The organism is Mycoplana dimorpha, from assembly GCF_003046475.1.
GTDB lineage: Bacteria > Pseudomonadota > Alphaproteobacteria > Rhizobiales > Rhizobiaceae > Mycoplana > Mycoplana dimorpha.
This window is the reverse complement of sequence record NZ_PZZZ01000004.1, coordinates 301,265-320,723: the sequence shown is the minus strand read 5'-3', so window position 1 is coordinate 320,723 and position 19,459 is coordinate 301,265. Positions and strand designations below refer to the sequence as shown.

Here is a 19,459-nt window from a genome sequence, read left to right as displayed (position 1 = left end):
GGCCGCGTCAGCCTCCCGTGGCGTCAGTTCCAACGAGTCGCGCTTTGCAGATGCCGAAAGACGCCGAGAGCCATTTCTATCGGCTGACGGCAACTGGGCCGGCACCGCGCTAGATCTGAATCTTCAGATAAAATCCGACTGTTATCTCGCGTTAACTGTTTGTTAACCGGCGCAAGCCTCGCGCAAGCCTCGCTCCATAAGCCGATTGCGTGGCGTTTTTCCACGTCGAATGCACGGGCGGTACTCCAGAGTTCTGCAGCCCGGGGCCGATGGAGGTGAACATGCAGATATCGGACAACATCGCCGGCCGGGCAGCCAGTGACAGCCTTGCCCATCTGGCTGCGAGGGCGGCAGGGCGTTCGCGCGAGGAGGCGGTGGAGGCGCCAAGACCGGCCGGGTTCTCCGCCGGTTCATACGATCCTGCCGAGAAGGTTTCGCTGTCGGTCGAGGCGCTCCTGGTGCTTAGCGGCTCCCGCGAGGACCGCCGCCTGCCGGCCCTCACCGAGGATGAGCGCAACAACGTCGTGACCCCTTCGCTTGAAGCCCGCGAGCATGCCGCCTTCCGCCACTTTCGTGCACTCGGCGACATGAAGAGCTACTATCGCGCCTACATCGAATATTTCGACAGCCTCCAGCCGCAGGACCAGTCGAGTCCGCGTTATGCCGGCAGCCGAGAGGTGGCCGTGGCGGCGTTGCGGTCACTCGCCTATGCGCAAAACGCGGCTGGCGACGAGGCCGGCCTCGAGGCGCCCGCTGTGCTGGATACGATACTTGCAAGCGCCGACGCCACGCGTCGCGACTATCCGCAGCTAACCGTCCCCGGTGCGGAGGCGATGATCCGGCCGCGGCCGACCATTTCGCGCGCTACCTCGATGTACCTGGGCACATTCTAGGCCGGTTTGGTCCGGCCCGGCGACGGTGCGATGGTTATCAATTCCTGATGAATCCAAAACGGTGGGCAGGCCCTTAACCAGCCAGTAACTCTAACGCGCTTTAATCTTTGCACGGTAGATGTGTATCGATTGGGTAGTCAGACATGCGTAAGAGTGTACCGCCGAGTTTTGCTAAGACCGCGCCCCGGGTTCTGGTGGCGATGTTGCTGGCCGGTACGGCGGCTGGCTGCAGTTCCGACGCCAGTCGCTTCAGTGGCCTTTTCTCTTCCTCTGACGAAATGACGACCGGATCGATCCCGCGCCGCACGCTGTTCGGCGGCGGGGCTACGCCCCGCGGCGACATGGGTGGGGACGGGCAGAATGTGGCCATGGGTCAGGCCTATGGCGGACAGGGCATGGCCGCAGCCGCGCCTGCCGGGCTGGATCAGGGATCCGGCGCGCGCCTTGCGACGACGCCGATGAGCGTCCAGCGGACCGCGCTTGCCGATCCGGGCCAAACAGCGCCCTCCGCAACGCGCGAGGTGGCGATGGCCCAGCCCCAGCCGCAGCCGCCGGTTCGCAAGCCCGCGGCGGCAGAGCCGCGGCAGGCGGCGAAGCCGGGCAACGGCTGGTCGACTGCGAATGCACCGGTGGTGATGCTTCGTCCCGGCGAAAGCGTGAAGACGCTGTCGGCACGCTACGGCGTGCCTGAGAAGGAGATCCTCAGGGCAAACGGCATGGCCAGTGCCGCCGACGCCGAGCCCGGCCAGAAGGTCACGATTCCCGTCTTCGGTACGGTCCCAAGCGCCGCCAAGGCTTCCATCGATACCGCGCTCAACACCGACAAGAAGCAGCCGAACCCGCAAAGGAATGCGAGCGAGGAGGTGGCGATCCTGCCCGGATCCTCGAAGAGCCGCGACAAGGCCTCCGGTGAGGCCGATAAATCCGGGTTGGCCGGAGGCGACGGCAAGCCGGAAGGCGGCTACCAGGTGCAGCCGGGCGATTCGCTCGCCAAGATTGCTGCCCGGCATGGCGTTTCGGTCGAAGCCCTGAAAAAGGCGAACGGGCTTGCGGGCGCCTCGATCCGCGTCGGCCAGACGCTTGCCATCCCGGCCGCGGACAAGTCGGCGACCGACCGGACCATGACGGCGTCGCTGCCCGAGCCGAAGAAGGTTGCCGAGCAGGCGGCAAAGAGCGCCGAAGCCTACGCGCCGGTGGAGAAGACGCAGACAGTGGCCGAGGTCGAGCAGAAGACCGAAGTGACCGCCGCCGCGCCGGAGTCGACCGGCATCGGCAAGTACCGCTGGCCGGTGCGCGGCGCGGTCATCGCGGGCTACGGCGCCAATGTCGAAGGAAGCCGCAACGACGGCATCGATATTTCCGTGCCGGAGGGAACGCCGATCAAGGCCGCCGAGAATGGTGTCGTCATCTATTCCGGCAGCAGCCTGAAGGAACTCGGCAACGCCGTGCTCGTGCGCCATGACGACGGCACCGTTACCGTCTACGGCCACGCATCGAACCTGAACGTGCAGCGCGGCCAGAAGGTTCAGCGCGGTCAGACCCTTGCTTCCTCCGGCATGAGCGGAAGCGCTTCCCGCCCGAAGGTGCATTTCGAAGTCCGCAAGAACGCGACGGCCGTCAACCCGATGACCTATCTGGAATAGTCAAACGGCCGGTGGAGGGTTTTGAGAAGGTGAGCCCGGGTGACCGGGCTTCTTTCATTTGACGAGCGGCTTGCCGAGGCGGCCTGCGAGGTCCTGGATGAACTGCCAGGCGACGCGGCCCGACCGGGAGCCGCGGGTCGTCGCCCATTCGAGCGCCTCGGCATGGATGGCGGCGCGTTCGCCATCGAGGCCGAAATAGTCCGCATAGCTGTCGATCATGTCGAGATAGTCGTTCTGGCTGCACTTGTAGAAGCCGAGCCAAAGGCCGAAACGGTCCGACAGCGATACCTTTTCCTCCACCGCCTCGGACGGGTTGATCGCGGTCGATTGCTCGTTCTCCATCATGTCGCGCGGCAGCAGGTGCCGTCTGTTGGAGGTGGCGTAGAGCAGCACGTTGTCGGGGCGGCCTTCGACGCCGCCGTCGAGGGCGGCCTTCAGCGACTTGTAGGAGGTGTCGTCGTGGTCGAATGACAGGTCGTCGCAGAAGATAATCACCGGCGCCGGCGCATTCTTGAGGATTTCCATCAGCGCCGGCAGCGTGGCGATGTCCTCGCGATGGACCTCGACCAGCTTCAATGCGATGCCGGTCGCCCGCGCGGTGGAGGCGTGGACGGCCTTGACCAGCGACGACTTGCCCATGCCGCGCGCGCCCCACAGCAGCACGTTGTTGGCCGGCAGTCCGCGTGCGAAACGCTGGGTATTGTCGGAAAGGATGTCGCGGACGTGGTCGACGCCGCGGATCAGGCCGATGTCGACACGGTTCGGGCGCGCCACCGGCTGAAGGAACTGCCGCGCCGGGACCCAGACGAAGCATTCGGCGGCGTCCCAGTTGTTGACGGCCGGCTGCGGGCCGGCCAGCCGCTCCAGGGCCACCCTGATACCTGCGAGTTCCTTCAGAAGCGCCTGCGTCCGGTCGTCGTGCATCGGTCTTGCCCCTTTTCCTGCCTGTGCCTTGCAAGCCGGCGGTAGCATGACCGCCGGTCACTGGGGAAGAGAGAAATCCCTGAATTTCCGGCCGGATCGGGGCTGTCTTGTTGCAATCATATCGCTCTTGCCTATAGTCGCGCCCACTGCGCCGGGCGCTTTTTGCCCGGGTTTTCCGTTTCGAGGAGTTTTGAATGTTCATTACCGAGGCTTTCGCCCAGTCGGCGCCGGCTGCTGCAACGGGCAGCACGGATCTTCTGATGTCCGTCCTGCCGTTCCTCCTGATTTTCGTGGTGATGTATTTCCTCATCATCCGCCCGCAGCGCACCGCCATGAAGCGCCGTGAAGAGCTTCTGAAGAACATCCGCCGCGGCGACCAGGTGGTGACCGGCGGCGGTATCGTCGGCAAGGTGACGAAGGTCATCGACGACAAGGAACTCGAGGTCGAAATCGCCGAAGGCATCAAGATCCGGGTGGTTCGCAGCGGCATTACCGAAGTTCGCGTCAAGGGCGAACCGGTCAAGGAATAATGTGATCGACGCCGTCCGGGGGCAGCCTCCGGACGGCGTGCCCCGGTTCCTGCCGGCAAAGTGCCGGGCATTCGAGAGAGCAATGCTGCAACCTGCCCGCTGGAAAACTACGCTTGCCTGGCTCGCCGTCGCGGCGGGCCTTCTTGTTCTGTCGCCGAATTTGCTGCCCGAGCGCCAGCGCGACGAACTGCCTTCATGGGCAACGGCGCACCGTCTGGCCCCCGGCCTCGACTTGAGTGGCGGCGCCGGGCTGGTCTTGAAGCTGGAGCGCTCGGACATTGAGACCGACCGCCTGATAACGGTCGTGAATGCGGCGGGCAGGGTGCTGCGTGATGCCGGGATCCCCTATTCCGGGCTGTCCGGATCCGAGGGACGGGTGAGCCTCCGCGTCAACGATCCGAGCCGCGCCGAAGAGGCGCGGCAGGCGCTCGCGGCGGTCGACGGAACGCGCGTTGCAAACGAGAACGACGGAAGCCTCCGTCTCGAGGTGACTCCGGAATCGATCGAGCTTGCCCGGGCCGAAGCCGCGGCAGTGGCGGTCGAGGTGGTTCGCAGGCGCGTTGCCGAGGTCGGCGGCGCCGGCGTGGATGTTCAACGCGAGGGCAGCGACCGGATCGTCCTGCAGGCGCCGGGGTTCCCCGATCCGCAGCAGCTGAAGGACATCCTGGCGCAGCGCGGCCAGTTCTCGGCACGCCTGGTCGATTCCAGCGTGCCGTTGCAACAGGCGCTCGAGCATGGCCCGCCGCCCGGCACGCAGGTCGCCTACACGCTTGGCGAGCCGCCGGTCGGCTACCTGGTGCGCCGCGCCAGCATCTTCACCGCAAACGATCTCGTCTCCGTCGAAGCCGTTGCCGGGCAGGGCGGTTCGGCGGCCTCCATCCGCTATCAGCTCGGGCCCGAGGCTGTGAGGCGGCTGGACGAGGCGAGCCGCGACAATGTCGGACGGACGCTGGCGCTGCTGCTCGACGACCAGGTTCTCGCCGCCTCGGTCATCGCCGGCCCGGCCTCGGACGGGCGCGGGAAGTTTGCCGGCGACTTCGACCTGCAGGGTGCGGAAAACCTGGCCGCCGTGTTGCGCAGCGGCGCCCTTCCTGCATCGCTGACCGTGGTCGAGGAGCGGTCGATCGATCCGGCACTCGGCGCGGCTTCGGTCCGGTCGGTGTTTCTCGCCGCCGGCATTGCAGGCATCGCGGTCGCTCTGTTCATGATCGCCTGGTATGGTGCATTCGGCGCCATTGCGGCGATCGCGCTCGTTTTCAACCTTCTGCTCATCCTGGCGGTCGCAGCACTGACGGGCACGGTGATCACCCTGCCGGGCATCGCCGGCATGGTTCTGACGATCGGCATGGCGGTGGACTCCAATGTCCTGGTCTATGAGCGCATGCGCGAGGAGGCCGCCAACGGCCGCACCCTTCCCGATGCCCTTGCGGTCGCCTTCGCGCGAACCTTCCCCACCGTGATGGACGCCGCCGTGACGACGATGATCGCCGTGGCGGTCCTGTTCCTGCTCGGCTCCGGTCCGATGCGCGGCTTTGCGGCGATCGTCGGCATCGGCGTGGTGACGACGATCTTCGTCACCTTCACCCTGACCCATTGGCTGGCCGCGGCCTGGGTGGCCCGGCGGCGCATGACGCACCTGCCAAGGAGCGTCCGGACCGGCGTGTTCGGTGGCCTGCACCTGCGTTTCATGGCGATCCGCAATCATGTCTTCTCGGCCGTGGCGGTGGTCTCGATCGCGGTGGCGCTGCTGGTTTCCGCCACCGGCCTGAACCTTGGCATCGACTTCACCGGCGGAGCGCTCCTGCAGCTCGAGGCCCGGCAAGGGCCGGCGGATCCGGTGCGGATCGCCTCGAGCCTGGCGGAGGCCAATCTCGGCGACGTCATGGTGCGCACCGGCAGCGACCCGGCTGTCGTCACCGTCCACATTCCGCCCCAGGGTGGCGGCGAGAACGCCGAGCAGACCTCGGCGCTGGTGGCACGTGGCGAACTGGAGGCCGATTACCAGATCGGCCGCGTCGAGGTCGTCGGCCCGTCCGTCTCCGGGGACCTGATCAGGGCGGCTACGCTCGGCATGGCGATCGCGCTCGCGGCGCTGATCCTCTACGTCTGGATCCGGTTCGAATGGCAGTTCGCCGTCGGGCCGGTCGTCGCCACCGCCCACGACCTGCTGCTGACCGTCGGCCTGTTCGCGCTGACGCGCATGGAGTTCAACATCGGCAGCATCGCCGCGCTTCTGACGATCGTGGGCTATTCGCTGAACGACACGATCGTCGTCTACGACCGTATCCGCGAGAATCTGCGGCAGTTCCGCCAGATGCCGCTGCCGCTTCTGATCGACGCCTCGATCAGCCAGACGCTGTCGCGCACGGTGCTGACCGCGGCCACGACGCTGATCGCCCTCGCTGCCCTCGCGGCCTTCGGCGGCGAGATCATCCGCGCCTTTGCCGTGACGATGTTGTTCGGCATTGCCGTCGGCACCTTCTCATCTATCTATATCGCAGGACCCGTATTGATCCTGTTCAGGTTGCGGCCGGATCATCCCCGGTTCGGCGGGCACGGACGAGCGGCGGCAGAGGCATGACAATGGCAAGAGGAATTGAAATCCGCGATGCGCACTTTCCGGGGCGCGCCCCGATCGACGCCTATGGCAATGGCGGCTTCCGCTTTGCCGACATGTCGCATCGCGGCTCCATTCTCTGCCTGCCGTCGGGCATCCACGGCTGGGACCGGCAGGATGCGGTGGGCCTGACGGCGCAGGATCTGGAGCGGGTGATCGCCGAGGCGGATCAGATCGAGGTGCTGCTCGTCGGCACCGGCACCGAGATCAGGCCGCTCCCGGAGGAACTGCGGGCGGTGCTGCGCGCCCACCATATCCGCTCCGATCCGATGTCGACCGGCGCCGCGGTGCGCACCTTCAACGTCATGCTCGCCGAATCCCGCGCCGTTGCGGCAGCCCTGATTGCCGTATAGGCGCAGCGATACCCGGACAGCTTACCATGCAGAAAACAAAAGGCCCCGCCGGCGGCCGTGACGTCACCTCCCACGCCGACGCCTACGCTTACGCCCATTGCCTTTCGGCGCTGCGCGACACCGATCGTGACCGCTATCTCGCCTGCCTGCTCGCGCCGCCTGAAAAGCAGGGCGCCCTTGCCGCCCTCTATGCGTTCAACGCCGAGATCGCCCGCGTCCGCGATGTCGTGCACGAGCCGCTGCCGGGCGAGATCCGCCTGCAATGGTGGCGCGACACGCTCGAGGGGGGTGGCGACGGCGATGCCGAGGCCAATCCGCTTGCCGCCGGCCTGCTTCGCTGCGTCGCCGAGCACCGGCTGCCGGTGTCCGTGCTCACCGACATGATCGAGGCGCGCATCTTCGACCTCTACAACGATCCGATGCCGGACCGGGCCTCGCTGGAAGGCTACGCCGGCGAAACTGCCTCTGCGCTGATCCAGCTCGCCAGCCTGATCCTCGATCCCGCCGGTGCCGCGCAGTCGGCCGCCGTCGCCGGCCACGCCGGCGTTGCCCAGGCGATCGCCGGCATCCTGCTGCTGCTGCCGATCCACCGCCGCCGGGGACAGGTTTACATCCCCGCCGACCTGCTGGCGGCGACCGGCCTCGGCGTCGACGGACTGATCGCCGGCAAGGACCGGGAGCGGGCCGCCCGCACCGTCGAGGCCTTTGCCGGTCTCGGTCGCGAGCACCTGCGCAAGGCGCGGGCGGCGGGCGAGATCGCGCCCTCCAACCGTGCCGCCTTCCTGCCGGTGGCGATCGCACCGCATGTGTTCGCCCGCGCGGAGCGGACCGGCGCCGATGCGCTCGAGCACACGGTGCTGCCCGCCCAGTGGCGGCGGCAGTGGTGGATGTGGCGCAGCCTGCGGACAGGGCGCTTCTAGCCCGTCATCGCCCGGAAAGCCCATTCGGAAGCGCAAAGCTGACGCAAGCCACGTCGCCTATAAGCGATGCGGACCAATGCGGCTGCCGGGAGAGCGCAAGATGATCTGGACCGTCGTAATCGCCTGCCTCTTTCTGGCAGGCTTCCTCTTCATGCGAACCCAGCGCCGCGACGACGCCAAGCCGTCGGCACCCGACACCGGCCTGGCGATCCTCCAGTTCGGGCATGCCTACCCGAACGAGGCGATCCGCGAGGTCGTCAGCACGGCGGACGGCAATGGTCACTTTCTCCGGCTGCACGACGGCAAGGTCGGCTTCATGCGGGCGCACGGCCAGCATTTCGCCAGCCGTCTGATCGAGCCGGGCGGCGTGCGGGTGCGCCATACCGCCAGCGGTAGCGGTCTGGTGCTGGAATTCGCAGAGGACGCTGAAGGCCGCGAGGCGGGGAGCTTCGAGTTCCGCACCAGTGCCGACGCCGCGGAGGTGTCGCTTTGGCTGCTCGGCAGCCTCGTGCCCGCCGGCGGGATCGACGAGGCGCCCGCTGCGGTCACTGACGAGCGCTAGGCTGTCAGTCGGCCGCCTCGAGCCACTGCCGGCAATGTTCCAGGGCGCGGGCCGCCATAGCCTGCTTCTTTGCCACGGCCTTGTCCTTGCCGCGGAAACGCTTCACGCCCTCCGGCTTGACGATCGCGCCGGGCTCCAGCTCCGGAAAAAGCCCGAAATTGATGTTCATCGGCTGGAAGGATCGCTTGCCTGGCTCGTCGTCGGACATGATGTGCCCGCCGGTGATGTGGTTCAGCAGCGCCCCGAAGGCGGTCGTCTCCGGCGGTAGCGCCGGCGTCGCGCCGCGACGTTCGGCGGCGGCGAACCGGCCGGCCAGCAGGCCGACGCTGGCGCTTTCCACATAGCCCTCGCAGCCGGTGATCTGCCCGGCGAAGCGCAGGCCGGGGCGGCCCTTGAGGGTCAGCGAGCGGTCGAGCAGGATCGGCGACTGCAGATAGGTGTTGCGGTGCAGCCCGCCGAGCCGCGCGAACTCGGCATTCTCCAGCCCCGGGATCATGCGGAAGATCTCGGCTTGCGCGCCATATTTCAGCTTCGTCTGGAAGCCGACCATGTTGTAGAGCGTGCCGAGCGCATTGTCCTGCCGCAACTGCACGACCGCATAGGGCTTTACGGAAGGATTGTGCGCATTGGTCAGGCCCATCGGCTTCATCGGCCCGTGGCGCAGCGTTTCGCGGCCGCGTTCCGCCATCACCTCGATCGGCAGGCAACCGTCGAAATAGGGCGTCCCTTCCCATTCCTTGAAACCGGTCGTGTCGGCGGCGACAAGGGCATCGACGAAAGCGTTGTACTGCGCCTCGTCCATCGGGCAGTTGATATAGTCCTTGCCGGTGCCGCCCGGGCCGACCTTGTCATAGCGGGACTGGTGCCAGCAGACGTCCATGTCGATCGAATGCGTGTGCACGATCGGCGCGATCGCGTCGAAGAAGGCGAGGGAGTCGGCGCCGGTGCGCTCCTGGATCGCCGCGGCGAGGTCCGGTGCTGTCAGCGGGCCGGTGGCGATGATCGCCTGGTCCCACGCCTCCGGAGGAAGGCCTTTGATCTCCTCGCGCACCACCGTGATCAGCTCGTGCCCCGCAAGGGCGGCGGTCACGGCGGCCGAGAAGCCCTCGCGGTCGACGGCCAGCGCGCCGCCGGCCGGCACCTGGTTGGCGTCCGCCGAACGCATGATCAGCGAGCCGGCCAGCCGCATTTCGGCGTGCAGCACGCCGACGGCATTGCTCGTCGCGTCGTCGGAGCGGAAGGAATTCGAGCAGACGAGCTCCGCCAGCCCGTCGGTCTTGTGGGCGTCGGTGCCGCGCACGCCGCGCATTTCATGCAGCACGACCGGAATGCCTTGCTCGGCGATCTGCCAGGCCGCCTCGCTGCCGGCAAGGCCGCCGCCGATGACATGGATGGGGGAGAGGGAGGTCTTGTTCGTCATGGGCGGCTGCATACCATGTGGCGGCGGCGCTTCCAATCGCTCGAATCAAAAACGGCACCGGATGGTGCCGTTTGATACGTTCCTCGCGCGTTTCCGCTAATTTTCGGCCGCAGCGTTGGAATTTCGGCTGGGCGATTAGCGGAAGGAACGAGCTGCGATGCCGCGGATGTCGTAGCGGGTCAGACCGATATCGGACAGCGTGTGGTTGGACAGGTTGCCGAGTTCGTTCATGGTGCGGCGGTAGCTGAGCCAGTTCTTGGCAAGGCGGATCGGGTTCATGGGTTCTTCTCCTCACAGGACGGGGACTGGAGCGTCCTCGTTTGATGCCGCCCATCTACTCGGTTATTGCGTGAGATTGGAGTGCAAAGAAAGAGCACCTGCCATGCATTTGTGCATTGCAGCGATAATGAAATGGGCAGGACGATCATGCGCCGGTATTCGGGAGGGCGACGATAGTGGGTACCGGCTGAAATTTCAGGGCATTGAGGACGGTCGGAATGCCGGGACCGGCGTTGATGCTGCAGTGCATCATCCCGCAAAAGAAAACGCCCTCCGGAGGGATCCGGAAGGCGTTTGCAAAAGCTCCGGCCGTTGGGGCTGGGGCTTACTTGATGGCCTGGCGGGCGACGTACGGAATGTCCGAGCGGCCGATGCCGAGATCGCTGAGTTCGCGGTCGCTCATGCGGCCGAGTTCCGATACGGTCTGGCGATACTTGCGCCAATTGCTGAACGAGCGTGCGAGATTCATGTCATACCCCTTTCGCGGGTGTTGCAGCCGGCAGCCGCCCTTCGGCGCCGGCCGTTGATCTGATGCCCGCTATATAGATCTGGAGCCGTTTCAGTTGCAGAGCCAAACCCGAATGGCAGTCATGCTCTGCGTGCATGTCAAGATAAAAAGAATGACCATATGACGGGCAAAAAGCGCGGCCGTTCGTTTCGAAAAAGGCGTCTCCGGTGCCTGCTGATGTTGCAGAGCAAAAAAAGCCCGCCGGGGGAGGAGATCCGGCGGGCTTATCTTGATTGGCAACTGGGAGGAGGAGTGCTGCCAATCGCATCGGGCTTCGCTGGGAGGAGGAGTGCGTCACCCGATTGACGTCGCATATAGGGACGCCGCGGCGAGTCGCAAAGGGGGGCTGGCGAATAGCATCCATGCAAAATCGCGGGATCCGTGCGGTGCTTTGACGCATGCCGGCCAGAAGAGGGCGCCGTTCCACGCGCCGCGCGGGTTTCGCGCAGTTCGCCGGATCTGCTGATGTACGGGAATGTTAAAAACAACGCCCGCCGGGGGAGGAGGTCCGGCGGGCGTCATTTAAAGTGATTGGCAACTGGGAGGAGGAGTGTTGCCAATCGTATCGGAGAAGCGCTGGGAGGAGGAGTGCGCCGCTCCGAATTCCTGCGGCATCCTTGCGGTCGCCGGACCTTTCCGGACTGTTTGCCCGGGTGGCTGGTCGTTGCCACTTCGCCGCTTAGACCGGTCGCCACGCTGAACCTTGGGCGCCCTGTTTTTCCCGGCTCGGATCATTGCCGATCCGATGCTTGGAATATAGCCGGACAGTTCGATTTTGTGCAGTGCAATATGGTCATGGTTGCCATGCGCCAGACGCATGCCCGCCAGCCGACCTGGCGGTCACCGGGATCGCCGTGCGTGCCTGTCGACGCCGCCGGGCGGTCCGCCATTCGCCAGAATGGGGCGCGGGCCTCAGCGCCGTTGTGTTCCGCGCCGCTTGGGCGCTAGTCTGCTATCACAATTTTGAAACGGTGGGGGACTGGGGAATGTATCGGGGGCGACTGGAGCGGGACCTCAACGCGTGGGCGGCGCAGGGGCTGATCGACCCGGCCACGGCTGTGCGGCTGCTTGACGAATTCGACCGGCGCGAAAGCGCATTCAGCCTTGGACGGGTGCTTGTGGTGATCGCGGCCCTGCTTCTCGGTGGGGCGGTGCTGCTGCTGATCGCAGCCAACTGGGAGGCGATCCCGCGGCTATGGCGCTTGCTTGGGATCGTCGGTTTGATCTGGACGGCCTATGGGGCCGCCGCCTGGCTCCGCCGGCGCGGGGCGTGGCGCCTGTCGGAGGCCGCGCTCGTCGCCGGCGTGCTCTTCTTTGGCGGTGCGATCGCCTTGGTCGGTCAGATGTACCACCTGTCGGGCGACGCGACGCAGGCGATGCTGGTGTGGTTCGGCGGCGCGGCGGTCACTGCGCTGCTGTTCCGCTCGCAAGCCGCCGCCACGGTCAGCGGCTTCCTGGCCTTCGCGGTCGCGGGCGTCGAGTGGTCCGACAGTTTCGGCATCGACGACCGGCTGCTGCTCTGGTGGATGCCGGTGATGGCGCTGGTCGTCATTGGTCTCGTCCGCTACACGGGGGCAGCACAGGCCCGCCATCTCGCCTATCTGCTGATGATGGGGTGGGTGCTCATTCTCTACGGCGAGCATGCGGCGCCCGCGACGGCGCTGGCGATCACCGGCGTCGGCGCTGCCTGTTACCTGCTCGCCAGCCTGCCCGTCTCGCCGCTGCGGCCCCTCGCTGCGAGCGCCGGCGCGGCACCCGCCTTCTATGCCTTTCTGCTGCTCGTAATCGGTCTCGCCATATTGCACTTCGAGATCGACAGCGCCGGCGAGCGGCTGCTGCTGGGCGTCGTCACGCTCTCGGCAGCGCTCGGCGGCATTGCGCTTTCCGGACGCGACAACGGCGCGGTGCGTTATCTCGCCTATGCCGCCTTCGCCGCCGAAACGCTCTATCTGGCCTCGGAAACGCTCGGCTCCATCCTCGGTACCTCGGGCTTCTTCCTGATCTCCGGCCTGGTGGTGGCGGCGGTCGCCTGGCTGGTCATCCGCCTCGAACGACGGTTTTCGGTTCACGCAAGGACCGGGGAGGTGCGGCCATGAAGACAGCCGCGCCGAAACTTCTTGTTGACCCCTGGCTTGCGGCGGTTGCGGCCGCCCTGATCCAGACCGCCGTCCTCGGCTACATGGTCGAGAGCCGCGCCGTGATCCTGCGCAGCGGCGCCGAGGTGCGGCTCAAGACCGCGCCGGTCGATCCGCGCGACCTGCTCCGCGGCGACTACGTGACGCTCGGCTATCAGATCGCGTCGATCCCCGGGGCGATCGTCACCGGCGACGTGCCGACGGCGCCGGGCCGGCAGACGCTATGGGTGCAGCTGGTGCCGGCCGCCGACGGGCTGTGGAGCGCCAGCCAGGCGTCCTTCGCGCCGCTGCCGCAGCAGGCGGGCAGCGTCGTGGCCCGCACCCTGCCGTTCTCCTACTATCCCGGGGCCGACGGGGCACTGCCCGAGACGCTGTTCGTCTCCTACGGCATCGAGCGCTATTATGTTCCGGACGGCGAGGGCCGGGTGCTCGAGGAGGCGCGCAACGCCCAGTCGCTCGAGATCGCCGCGCGGGTCGGATCGGGCGGAACGATGCAGATCCGGCAGATTTTCATGAACGGCAAGCCGGCCTACCAGGAGCCGCTCTACTGAGGCAGCCCGGGGGCTTGCCCGGTCCGGGCGGGACCTCTGGCCGACCTGCAGATGCGCCGCCGGCTTGCCACATTTTCGCTTTGACCGGCGCCGAACGGGTGATATAGAGGCGCCGCGACCGGAAGGCGCGCCCGTCGGGCGCAAAAGCGACGCCGCAGGCGGCTTTCTGAACGCGGGTATGGTGAAATTGGTAGACACGCCAGATTTAGGTTCTGGTGCCGCAAGGCGTGGGAGTTCAAGTCTCTCTACCCGCACCAGAAACGTCCTGGCTGGCCGCTTGCGCCACGCCTGAGGAACGCGGCAATCCGGCGCCTCTCGCGGGCCGGGGTATGGCCAGGCATCGCGCGTGAGGTTCCATCGGAGCGGTTTCGGCGGGGCGGATCGAGCGCCGTCGCGCCATTTTGCTTGCCAAAAGGCCACCGATAACAGTAAAGCCACTCACGGCAAATAGACCCGGAGGGGTGCCCGCCAATGGACCGGTTCCGGCCGGGGCACCGCCATATCGAAACGAAGGTTTGAACATGCAGGTAATCGAAACGCTCGCAGACGGGCTGAAGCGCGAACTCAAGGTCGTCATCCCGGCCAAGGACATGGAGGCCCGGCTCAACGAGCGCCTGGCCGACGCCAAGGACCGCGTTCGCATCAATGGCTTCCGTCCCGGCAAGGTTCCGGTGTCCCACCTGAAGAAGGTCTACGGCAAGTCGATGATGGCCGATCTCGTCAACGAGATCATCCGCGACAAGCCGAGCGCGATCCTCTCCGAGCGTGGCGAGAAGTCGGCGACGCAGCCGGAGATCGCCATGACCGAGGATCAGGCCGAGGCCGAGAAGATCCTCGACGCACAGGCTGATTTCGAATTCACCCTGTCCTACGAGATCATCCCGGCCATCGAGCTGAAGGACGTCTCCGGCATCAAGGTCACCCGCGAGGTCGTCGAGATCGCCGACAAGGAGATCGACGAGCAGATCCTCAAGATCGCCGAGAGCGCCCGCACCTACGAGACCAAGAAGGGCAAGGCCGCCGAGGGCGACCGCGTCACCATGGACTACCTCGGCAAGGTCGACGGCGAGGCCTTCGAGGGCGGCAAGGACGAGGACGCCGAGCTCGTCATCGGCTCCAACCGCTTCATCCCCGGCTTCGAGGACCAGCTGGTCGGCGTCAAGGCCGGTGACGAGAAGGTCATCACCGTAACCTTCCCGGCCGACTACCCGGCCGCGCACCTCGCTGGCAAGGAAGCCACCTTCGACATCACCGTCAAGGACGTCGCCGCTCCGGCCGAACTGAAGATCGACGACGAGCTCGCCACGAAGCTCGGCCTCGAATCGGTCGACCGCCTGCGCGAGGTCGTCCGCGGCCAGATCGAAAGCCAGTACGGCTCGGTCACCCGCCAGAAGGTCAAGCGGCAGATCCTCGACCAGCTCGACGAGATGTACAAGTTCGACACGCCGCAACGCCTGGTCGACGCCGAGTTCGAGAACATCTGGCGCCAGATCAACACCGACCTGCAGCAGGCCGGCAAGACCTTCGCCGACGAGGACACGACCGAAGAGGAAGCTCGCGAGGAGTACCGCAAGCTCGCCGAGCGGCGCGTCCGCCTCGGCCTGGTGCTCTCCGAAATCGGCGAGAAGGCCGGCGTCCAGGTGAGCGACGAGGAAATGCAGCGTTCGCTGTTCGAGCAGCTGCGCCAGTTCCCGGGCCAGGAAAAGCAGATCCTCGACTATTTCCGCAAGACGCCGGGCGCCTCCGCATCGCTGCGTGCCCCGCTCTTCGAAGAAAAGGTCGTTGACCACCTGCTGAGCGAAGTCACCGTCACCGACAAGACCGTCTCCAAGGAAGAGCTGCTCGCCGACGACGAGGCCGAGGAAGGCCAGTCCGAAGGCAAGAAGGCTGCCCCGAAGAAGAAGGCCGCCGCCAAGGCCGAGGTTGCCGAGGGCGACGACGCCGCTCCGAAGAAGAAGGCTCCGGCCAAGAAGAAGGCCGCCGACGACGGCGCCGAGTAATTTTCGACGCACCAGGAATGCAGGAAAGGCCGCCCCGCAGGGCGGCCTTTTCGTTGGCCGGGCGGGCCGACCGGCGGCCTCGGGCGGGCGCTCAGACGATCAGAAAGTCCAGGTTCGACAGCGCCAGCCCGGCATCGAGCGAGGCGAACTGTGTCCGGCCGCCGCTGGCATTGCCGTTGGCATCGTAGAACAGGGCGCCCCGGTCCGTTTCGTAGATGATGCGGTCGCTCGCGTCGGCGGCAAGGCCGCTGCTGTTCATCCGGAACGCCGCGTCCGACAGCGGGCCGGCAACGCCGAGCGCGCTGAAAATCGCGGGATCGAGTTCGATCTTGTCCACGCCTGCCGCGAAGTCGCTGATCCTGTCGATGTTCGTTCCCGCGCCGAGCGGGGTGTCGAACACGAAGGTGTCGGCGCCGGCGCCTCCCGTCAGAACGTCCTTGCCGCGGCCTCCATCGATCCGGTCGTTGCCCGCTCCGCCGTTGACGGCATTGTTGCCGGAATCGCCGTAGAGGCCGTCGGCATGCGCGGAACCGAACAGGTTCTCGACCGACAAATAGGTGTCGCTGGCCGCATTGCCCGTATTTGCGGCGGGCTTGTCGAGGTGCGCCACGACGCCGCTGCCCGCGCCGGCATAGGAGGCCGTGTCGGTGCCGGCTCCGCCGATCAGGGTGTCGGCCCCTCCTTGGCCCACCAGGGTATCGTTGCCGGCCGCGCCGCTCAGGCGGTTGTCGCCTCCGTCGCCGTACAGCACGTCGCCGAACGCCGAACCAGTCAGGTTTTCGATGAGGCTGTAGTTGTCGCCGGCGGCCTCGCCGGTGTTGTTGGACGGGTTGGTCAATCCGGCCCGCACGCCGGTGGTGGCCGCGAGGTAGGATGCGACGTCGCTTCCCGAACCGCCACGCAGCGTGTCACCGCCGCCGCCGCCGAGCAGCGTGTCATTGCCCGCGCCGCCCTCGAGGATGTCGTTGCCTCCGTTGCCGCGCAGGACATTGGCGGCGGCATTGCCGATCAGGGTGTCGTTGCCCGATCCGCCCTTGGCATTCTCGATCAGCGACCGGGGATCGCCTTCGAATTGCAGTGCGTTGAAGACGTTGCCGCGGGCAAAGCCGCCGTTCGGCCCGCCGCCGAGAAAGGCGAGCTGCACCTCGGAAAAGGTCGAGCTCTCGCCGGGCCGCAGATCGATCCGCATCGGCGTCGTATAGTTCGACAGATCGTAGGTGTCGTTGCCGTTGCCGTCCCAGATGGTGGAGAAGATGCGGTTGTCGCCCGGGGCAATCGCAAGCTCGCCGTTGACGTAGGCCTGGCCGGTTTTCGGGTCCCAGCTGTAGACCGTGTTGCCGCCGTTGGCGGTGAAATCCGCGCCATACATCGTCTGCAGCGCGAGGATGTCGAGCATCATGTAGGTCTGCGGCGCGCCGAAGGCCTCATAATCGTAGCCGCCGCCCGTATCGCCGATGAAGGAGGAATCGGTCATCACGGTGAACTCAAGGGAATCGTACTGTGCAGGCACTGCGGTGTTCCCCGGTCCGCCGGCCTCGTTGCCGTGCTTCAGGCCGAGTGCGTGGCCGGCTTCGTGAAGCATGGTGTGCCATGCATAGTTGCCGGCGGTCGGTTCCTTCAGGCTGAACTGGGTACCGTCATAGGTGTCGCCGAAGAAGATGTCGCCGCCATAGACGGTGTTCTCGGGATAGAAGGCATAGGCGGTCGCCGGATCACCGGAATTCGCCGCGCGAATGGTCGCATTGCCCGTCCCCCCGTCAACATAGTCGACGCCCAGCTTGGTGAAGCCTTCGACCGAGAAGGCGGCAGCCCCCTTGGGCTGGGTGTAGACGTGTTCGTCGAGAATGGCGTGCAGCGCGAGCTTCTGCTGATCCGTGAGCTGCGAAAAATTCTCCCGTTGGGCGCTTGTTCCCTCGCCATTCTGGTCGGAGAAATAGCCGGTCTGGTAGTCGGATGCCGAATCGGGGGCGCTGTAATCGATATGGGTCGTGTTCCAGCGCGAGCCGCTCAAGACACCGTCGATGATCGGATTTCCGGTAGAGCCGACGGAGCCGGCGGTGGAGACGCGGCCATTGTCGTTTGGCGTCGGCGCACCGGCGGCCTCATCAGCGGCCTCCACATCGGCCCCCCGAGCATGCGCTAGCAGGCTGGCGGCAAAAGGCGCATCGGCCGCGTCGTCAAGGGCGCTGGTGTGCTGGAACAGCACCGACAGCGGACTGTCGTCGGCAAGCCGCGGCGCAAATGGATCGATATCGTATATCGGGCCGGCTCCCGTGGGCGCTACGACAGCCTGGAATGTTGGCTGGTCGTCGTTGGTGATGTCGAAGCCTGACAGGCTGCGAACGGATTTCACGCTTGCGGTCATGCTTCCTCCTTCATCGACCGGGCCGGGACCTGGCGACGCAATCATTCGGTTTCAGGATGCTGTGTGCTCGTGCCTCACCCGACCCGGAAGCCGACTTCACGGTGAAGTCGGATCGGGCGCCTGCCGGCGTCGGCGGGTGGGGTACTGGCGGGAAATCGGAATGCCTCCTCGCGCCGGGCCGACAGTCACCGGGCTTCTTCCCGGCCGACCCGATTTCGGTGTCCGGCCCTCTTTTGTGCCTGAGGGTCAACTGTAAATTAGAATGTGGAAAAATAATGCCCGCCGCCAACGAATTTGGCCGCGTCAGATTCGAGTGCTGATCGGATGTATGCAGTATAGGGGTTTGTCGGCTATATTTAATGTGTTTGACGAAGAAGGAGCCGTCCATGACCGTACGGCGCAGATGCCTTGTCACAGGGCTGGGATGGGTTGCCGCGGCCGTGGCCGTGCCGGTGCCCGTCAGCTTTGCCGTCATGAATACCCCGCCGGATAACGACGAAGCCGTGCGTGCCGAATACCGGCGGCTACAAGCGCGCGGGACGGTGGAAGCCTATGAACTGTTCATCGAACGGCATCCCGACCACCCGCTCGCGGACGATGCGCGGCGCGCTCTGGAGCGGCTGCGCCGCAAGTGAAGTGGCGCACCCACCCCGCCATGGATTCATGTCGCGGAAGGCGGCCGAAGATCAGCGATCCGGGCGGGCCGCCTTTAGTCTGGTGCCCGTTCAGCTCGCAGAGGACAGGCACTGGCGCAGCGAAGTGGCGAGCGATCGCATCAGATCCAGATAAAGCTTCGGTCCTTCGGGCAGCGTCGCGCCTTCGGGATCTAGCGCGCCCGCCCGGGCCGAGGTCCCCTCCAGGACGACATTCACCAGTTTCGGCTCGAACTGCGGTTCGGCAAAGACGCAGGCCGCGCCGAGCTCTGTAACCTTCTGGCGAATCTCGGAGATGCGGGCGGCACCCGGCATCGTCTCCGGGCTGACGGTGATCGAACCGATGACCCGCATTCCGTATCGATGCTCGAAATACTGGTACGCGTCATGGAAGACGACAAATGGCTTGTCCTTAACGGGTGCGATCGTCTGGCGGATTTCACGATCAAGCGCGTTGATATTGGCGTTCAGCGCGGCCAGGTTGGCCTCGTAGGTCACGGCATTGGCGGGGTCTTGTGCGGAGAGCGTTTCTTCGATTGCAGCGGCCATCGCCTTTGCGTTGGCGGGATCTAGCCAGAGATGCGTGTCGAAGCCGCCTTCCTCGTGTGCATGTCCATCGTGGTTGTGCGCGTGCTCGTCGTCCGCGCCGTTGGCGCCGGCTTCGGTCGTGTGATCGTCCTGGTGCGGCTCGAAAGTGCCGCCCTCGCGCATCTTGAGCTTCTGCAGGCCTGGCGCATCCTCGAGTGCTACGATCTTCGCCTTGCTGCCCAGAGCGTCCAGCGGCCGCTCCAGGATTGTTTCGAACCCGTGGCCCACCCAGAAAACGATATCGGCCTCCTGCAGCGCCGCCGCGTTTGAGGGCTTGAGCGTGTAGGTGTGGGGCGAGGCGGCGCCCTCCACGATCAGCCGCGGTTCGCCGACCCCCTGCATGATGAAGGCAACGAGGGAATGGATCGGCTTGACCGACACCACCACATTGGGCACCTCTGCCCGCGCCATTGGGGCCGACGCAAGCATCATCGCGGTGGAAAGGAGCAGGGCGGCTGGTTTCATCGTGACATCTCCGGATGCGCATGTAATGTTATTACATAAGTTGCGTTATGCTA

General features: G+C 65.9%; 17 protein-coding genes and 1 tRNA gene. 12 read left to right on the top strand and 6 right to left on the bottom strand.

The window, feature by feature from the left end:
- Positions 1–281 precede the first annotated feature (281 nt).
- Positions 282–893 (top strand): biotin biosynthesis protein BioC, encoded by a 612-nt coding sequence (locus tag C7449_RS11675; RefSeq protein ID WP_146165071.1) that lies wholly within the window; start codon positions 282–284, stop codon positions 891–893.
- Between the two features lie 143 nt (positions 894–1,036).
- Positions 1,037–2,536 carry a peptidoglycan DD-metalloendopeptidase family protein gene (locus C7449_RS11670; protein WP_108002965.1) on the top strand — a complete coding sequence of 500 codons (1,500 nt, stop codon included), beginning with the start codon at positions 1,037–1,039 and terminating at the stop codon, positions 2,534–2,536.
- A gap of 54 nt (positions 2,537–2,590) precedes the next feature.
- Here the strand turns inward: C7449_RS11670 and C7449_RS11665 are convergent, their stop codons facing one another.
- Positions 2,591–3,460, bottom strand: coding sequence for an ATP-binding protein (locus C7449_RS11665; protein WP_108002964.1), 870 nt, complete (start codon positions 3,458–3,460; stop codon positions 2,591–2,593).
- Positions 3,461–3,654: 194 nt separating this feature from the next.
- Between C7449_RS11665 and yajC the strand changes: the two genes are divergently transcribed.
- The 5 genes from yajC (at position 3,655) to C7449_RS11640 (ending at position 8,442) form a co-directional block, all read left to right on the top strand.
- Positions 3,655–3,990: a preprotein translocase subunit YajC gene (gene yajC, locus C7449_RS11660; RefSeq protein WP_108002963.1), complete on the top strand. Its 336-nt coding sequence runs from the start codon at positions 3,655–3,657 to the stop codon at positions 3,988–3,990.
- 82 nt (positions 3,991–4,072) lie between these two features.
- Positions 4,073–6,571 (top strand): protein translocase subunit SecD, encoded by a 2,499-nt coding sequence (gene secD, locus C7449_RS11655; RefSeq protein ID WP_108002962.1) that lies wholly within the window; start codon positions 4,073–4,075, stop codon positions 6,569–6,571.
- Positions 6,572–6,573: 2 nt separating this feature from the next.
- The gene (locus tag C7449_RS11650) at positions 6,574–6,960 is read left to right on the top strand and encodes an Mth938-like domain-containing protein (protein WP_108002961.1); all 387 of its coding nucleotides are present in this window, start codon (positions 6,574–6,576) and stop codon (positions 6,958–6,960) included.
- A gap of 26 nt (positions 6,961–6,986) precedes the next feature.
- Positions 6,987–7,880, top strand: coding sequence for a phytoene/squalene synthase family protein (locus C7449_RS11645; protein ID WP_108002960.1), 894 nt, complete (start codon positions 6,987–6,989; stop codon positions 7,878–7,880).
- A gap of 100 nt (positions 7,881–7,980) precedes the next feature.
- On the top strand, positions 7,981–8,442 hold the full coding sequence (locus C7449_RS11640; RefSeq protein WP_108002959.1) for a hypothetical protein: 462 nt from the start codon (positions 7,981–7,983) through the stop codon (positions 8,440–8,442).
- Between the two features lie 4 nt (positions 8,443–8,446).
- Here C7449_RS11640 and trmFO read toward each other — a convergent pair whose 3' ends face one another.
- The 3 genes from trmFO to C7449_RS11625 form a co-directional block, all read right to left on the bottom strand.
- A complete protein-coding gene (gene trmFO / locus C7449_RS11635) occupies positions 8,447–9,862 on the bottom strand; it encodes a methylenetetrahydrofolate--tRNA-(uracil(54)-C(5))-methyltransferase (FADH(2)-oxidizing) TrmFO (RefSeq protein WP_108003206.1) in 1,416 nt (471 codons plus the stop codon).
- 135 nt (positions 9,863–9,997) lie between these two features.
- Positions 9,998–10,141, bottom strand: a complete 144-nt coding sequence (locus C7449_RS11630; RefSeq protein WP_108002958.1) for a DUF1127 domain-containing protein — start codon at positions 10,139–10,141, stop codon at positions 9,998–10,000.
- Between the two features lie 325 nt (positions 10,142–10,466).
- Positions 10,467–10,610 (bottom strand): DUF1127 domain-containing protein, encoded by a 144-nt coding sequence (locus tag C7449_RS11625; RefSeq protein ID WP_108002957.1) that lies wholly within the window; start codon positions 10,608–10,610, stop codon positions 10,467–10,469.
- Between the two features lie 1,025 nt (positions 10,611–11,635).
- On the opposite strand from C7449_RS11625, the gene C7449_RS11620 reads away from it, so the two are divergent.
- From C7449_RS11620 to tig, 4 genes are all read left to right on the top strand, one after another.
- The gene (locus C7449_RS11620) at positions 11,636–12,745 is read left to right on the top strand and encodes a DUF2157 domain-containing protein (RefSeq protein ID WP_108002956.1); all 1,110 of its coding nucleotides are present in this window, start codon (positions 11,636–11,638) and stop codon (positions 12,743–12,745) included.
- Positions 12,742–13,335 carry a GDYXXLXY domain-containing protein gene (locus tag C7449_RS11615; RefSeq protein WP_108002955.1) on the top strand — a complete coding sequence of 198 codons (594 nt, stop codon included), beginning with the start codon at positions 12,742–12,744 and terminating at the stop codon, positions 13,333–13,335. The genes C7449_RS11620 and C7449_RS11615 overlap by 4 nt, the downstream gene beginning before the upstream one ends.
- A gap of 172 nt (positions 13,336–13,507) precedes the next feature.
- Positions 13,508–13,592, top strand: a tRNA-Leu gene (locus C7449_RS11610).
- A gap of 264 nt (positions 13,593–13,856) precedes the next feature.
- A complete protein-coding gene (tig, locus tag C7449_RS11605) occupies positions 13,857–15,335 on the top strand; it encodes a trigger factor (protein WP_108003205.1) in 1,479 nt (492 codons plus the stop codon).
- 91 nt (positions 15,336–15,426) lie between these two features.
- Here the strand turns inward: tig and C7449_RS22340 are convergent, their stop codons facing one another.
- Positions 15,427–17,700 carry a M10 family metallopeptidase gene (locus C7449_RS22340; protein WP_170115864.1) on the bottom strand — a complete coding sequence of 758 codons (2,274 nt, stop codon included), beginning with the start codon at positions 17,698–17,700 and terminating at the stop codon, positions 15,427–15,429.
- A 386-nt stretch (positions 17,701–18,086) separates the two neighbouring features.
- Between C7449_RS22340 and C7449_RS11595 the strand changes: the two genes are divergently transcribed.
- Entirely contained in the window at positions 18,087–18,335 is a 249-nt protein-coding gene (locus C7449_RS11595) for a hypothetical protein (RefSeq protein WP_108002953.1), read from the top strand.
- 90 nt (positions 18,336–18,425) lie between these two features.
- Here C7449_RS11595 and znuA read toward each other — a convergent pair whose 3' ends face one another.
- Complete coding sequence (gene znuA / locus C7449_RS11590) at positions 18,426–19,406, bottom strand: zinc ABC transporter substrate-binding protein ZnuA (RefSeq protein ID WP_108002952.1); 981 nt, start codon at positions 19,404–19,406, stop codon at positions 18,426–18,428.
- Between the last annotated feature and the right edge of the window lie 53 nt (positions 19,407–19,459).

Bases quoted from the DNA above. Each gene is read 5' to 3' on its own strand.
- C7449_RS11675 (WP_146165071.1), top strand. From the start codon at position 282: ATGCAGATATCGGACAACATCGCCGGCCGGGCAGCCAGTGACAGCCTT.
- C7449_RS11670 (WP_108002965.1), top strand. From the start codon at position 1,037: ATGCGTAAGAGTGTACCGCCGAGTTTTGCTAAGACCGCGCCCCGGGTT.
- C7449_RS11665 (WP_108002964.1), bottom strand. From the start codon at position 3,460: ATGCACGACGACCGGACGCAGGCGCTTCTGAAGGAACTCGCAGGTATC.
- yajC (WP_108002963.1), top strand. From the start codon at position 3,655: ATGTTCATTACCGAGGCTTTCGCCCAGTCGGCGCCGGCTGCTGCAACG.
- secD (WP_108002962.1), top strand. From the start codon at position 4,073: ATGCTGCAACCTGCCCGCTGGAAAACTACGCTTGCCTGGCTCGCCGTC.
- C7449_RS11650 (WP_108002961.1), top strand. From the start codon at position 6,574: ATGGCAAGAGGAATTGAAATCCGCGATGCGCACTTTCCGGGGCGCGCC.
- C7449_RS11645 (WP_108002960.1), top strand. From the start codon at position 6,987: ATGCAGAAAACAAAAGGCCCCGCCGGCGGCCGTGACGTCACCTCCCAC.
- C7449_RS11640 (WP_108002959.1), top strand. From the start codon at position 7,981: ATGATCTGGACCGTCGTAATCGCCTGCCTCTTTCTGGCAGGCTTCCTC.
- trmFO (WP_108003206.1), bottom strand. From the start codon at position 9,862: ATGACGAACAAGACCTCCCTCTCCCCCATCCATGTCATCGGCGGCGGC.
- C7449_RS11630 (WP_108002958.1), bottom strand. From the start codon at position 10,141: ATGAACCCGATCCGCCTTGCCAAGAACTGGCTCAGCTACCGCCGCACC.
- C7449_RS11625 (WP_108002957.1), bottom strand. From the start codon at position 10,610: ATGAATCTCGCACGCTCGTTCAGCAATTGGCGCAAGTATCGCCAGACC.
- C7449_RS11620 (WP_108002956.1), top strand. From the start codon at position 11,636: ATGTATCGGGGGCGACTGGAGCGGGACCTCAACGCGTGGGCGGCGCAG.
- C7449_RS11615 (WP_108002955.1), top strand. From the start codon at position 12,742: ATGAAGACAGCCGCGCCGAAACTTCTTGTTGACCCCTGGCTTGCGGCG.
- tig (WP_108003205.1), top strand. From the start codon at position 13,857: ATGCAGGTAATCGAAACGCTCGCAGACGGGCTGAAGCGCGAACTCAAG.
- C7449_RS22340 (WP_170115864.1), bottom strand. From the start codon at position 17,700: ATGACCGCAAGCGTGAAATCCGTTCGCAGCCTGTCAGGCTTCGACATC.
- C7449_RS11595 (WP_108002953.1), top strand. From the start codon at position 18,087: ATGACCGTACGGCGCAGATGCCTTGTCACAGGGCTGGGATGGGTTGCC.
- znuA (WP_108002952.1), bottom strand. From the start codon at position 19,406: ATGAAACCAGCCGCCCTGCTCCTTTCCACCGCGATGATGCTTGCGTCG.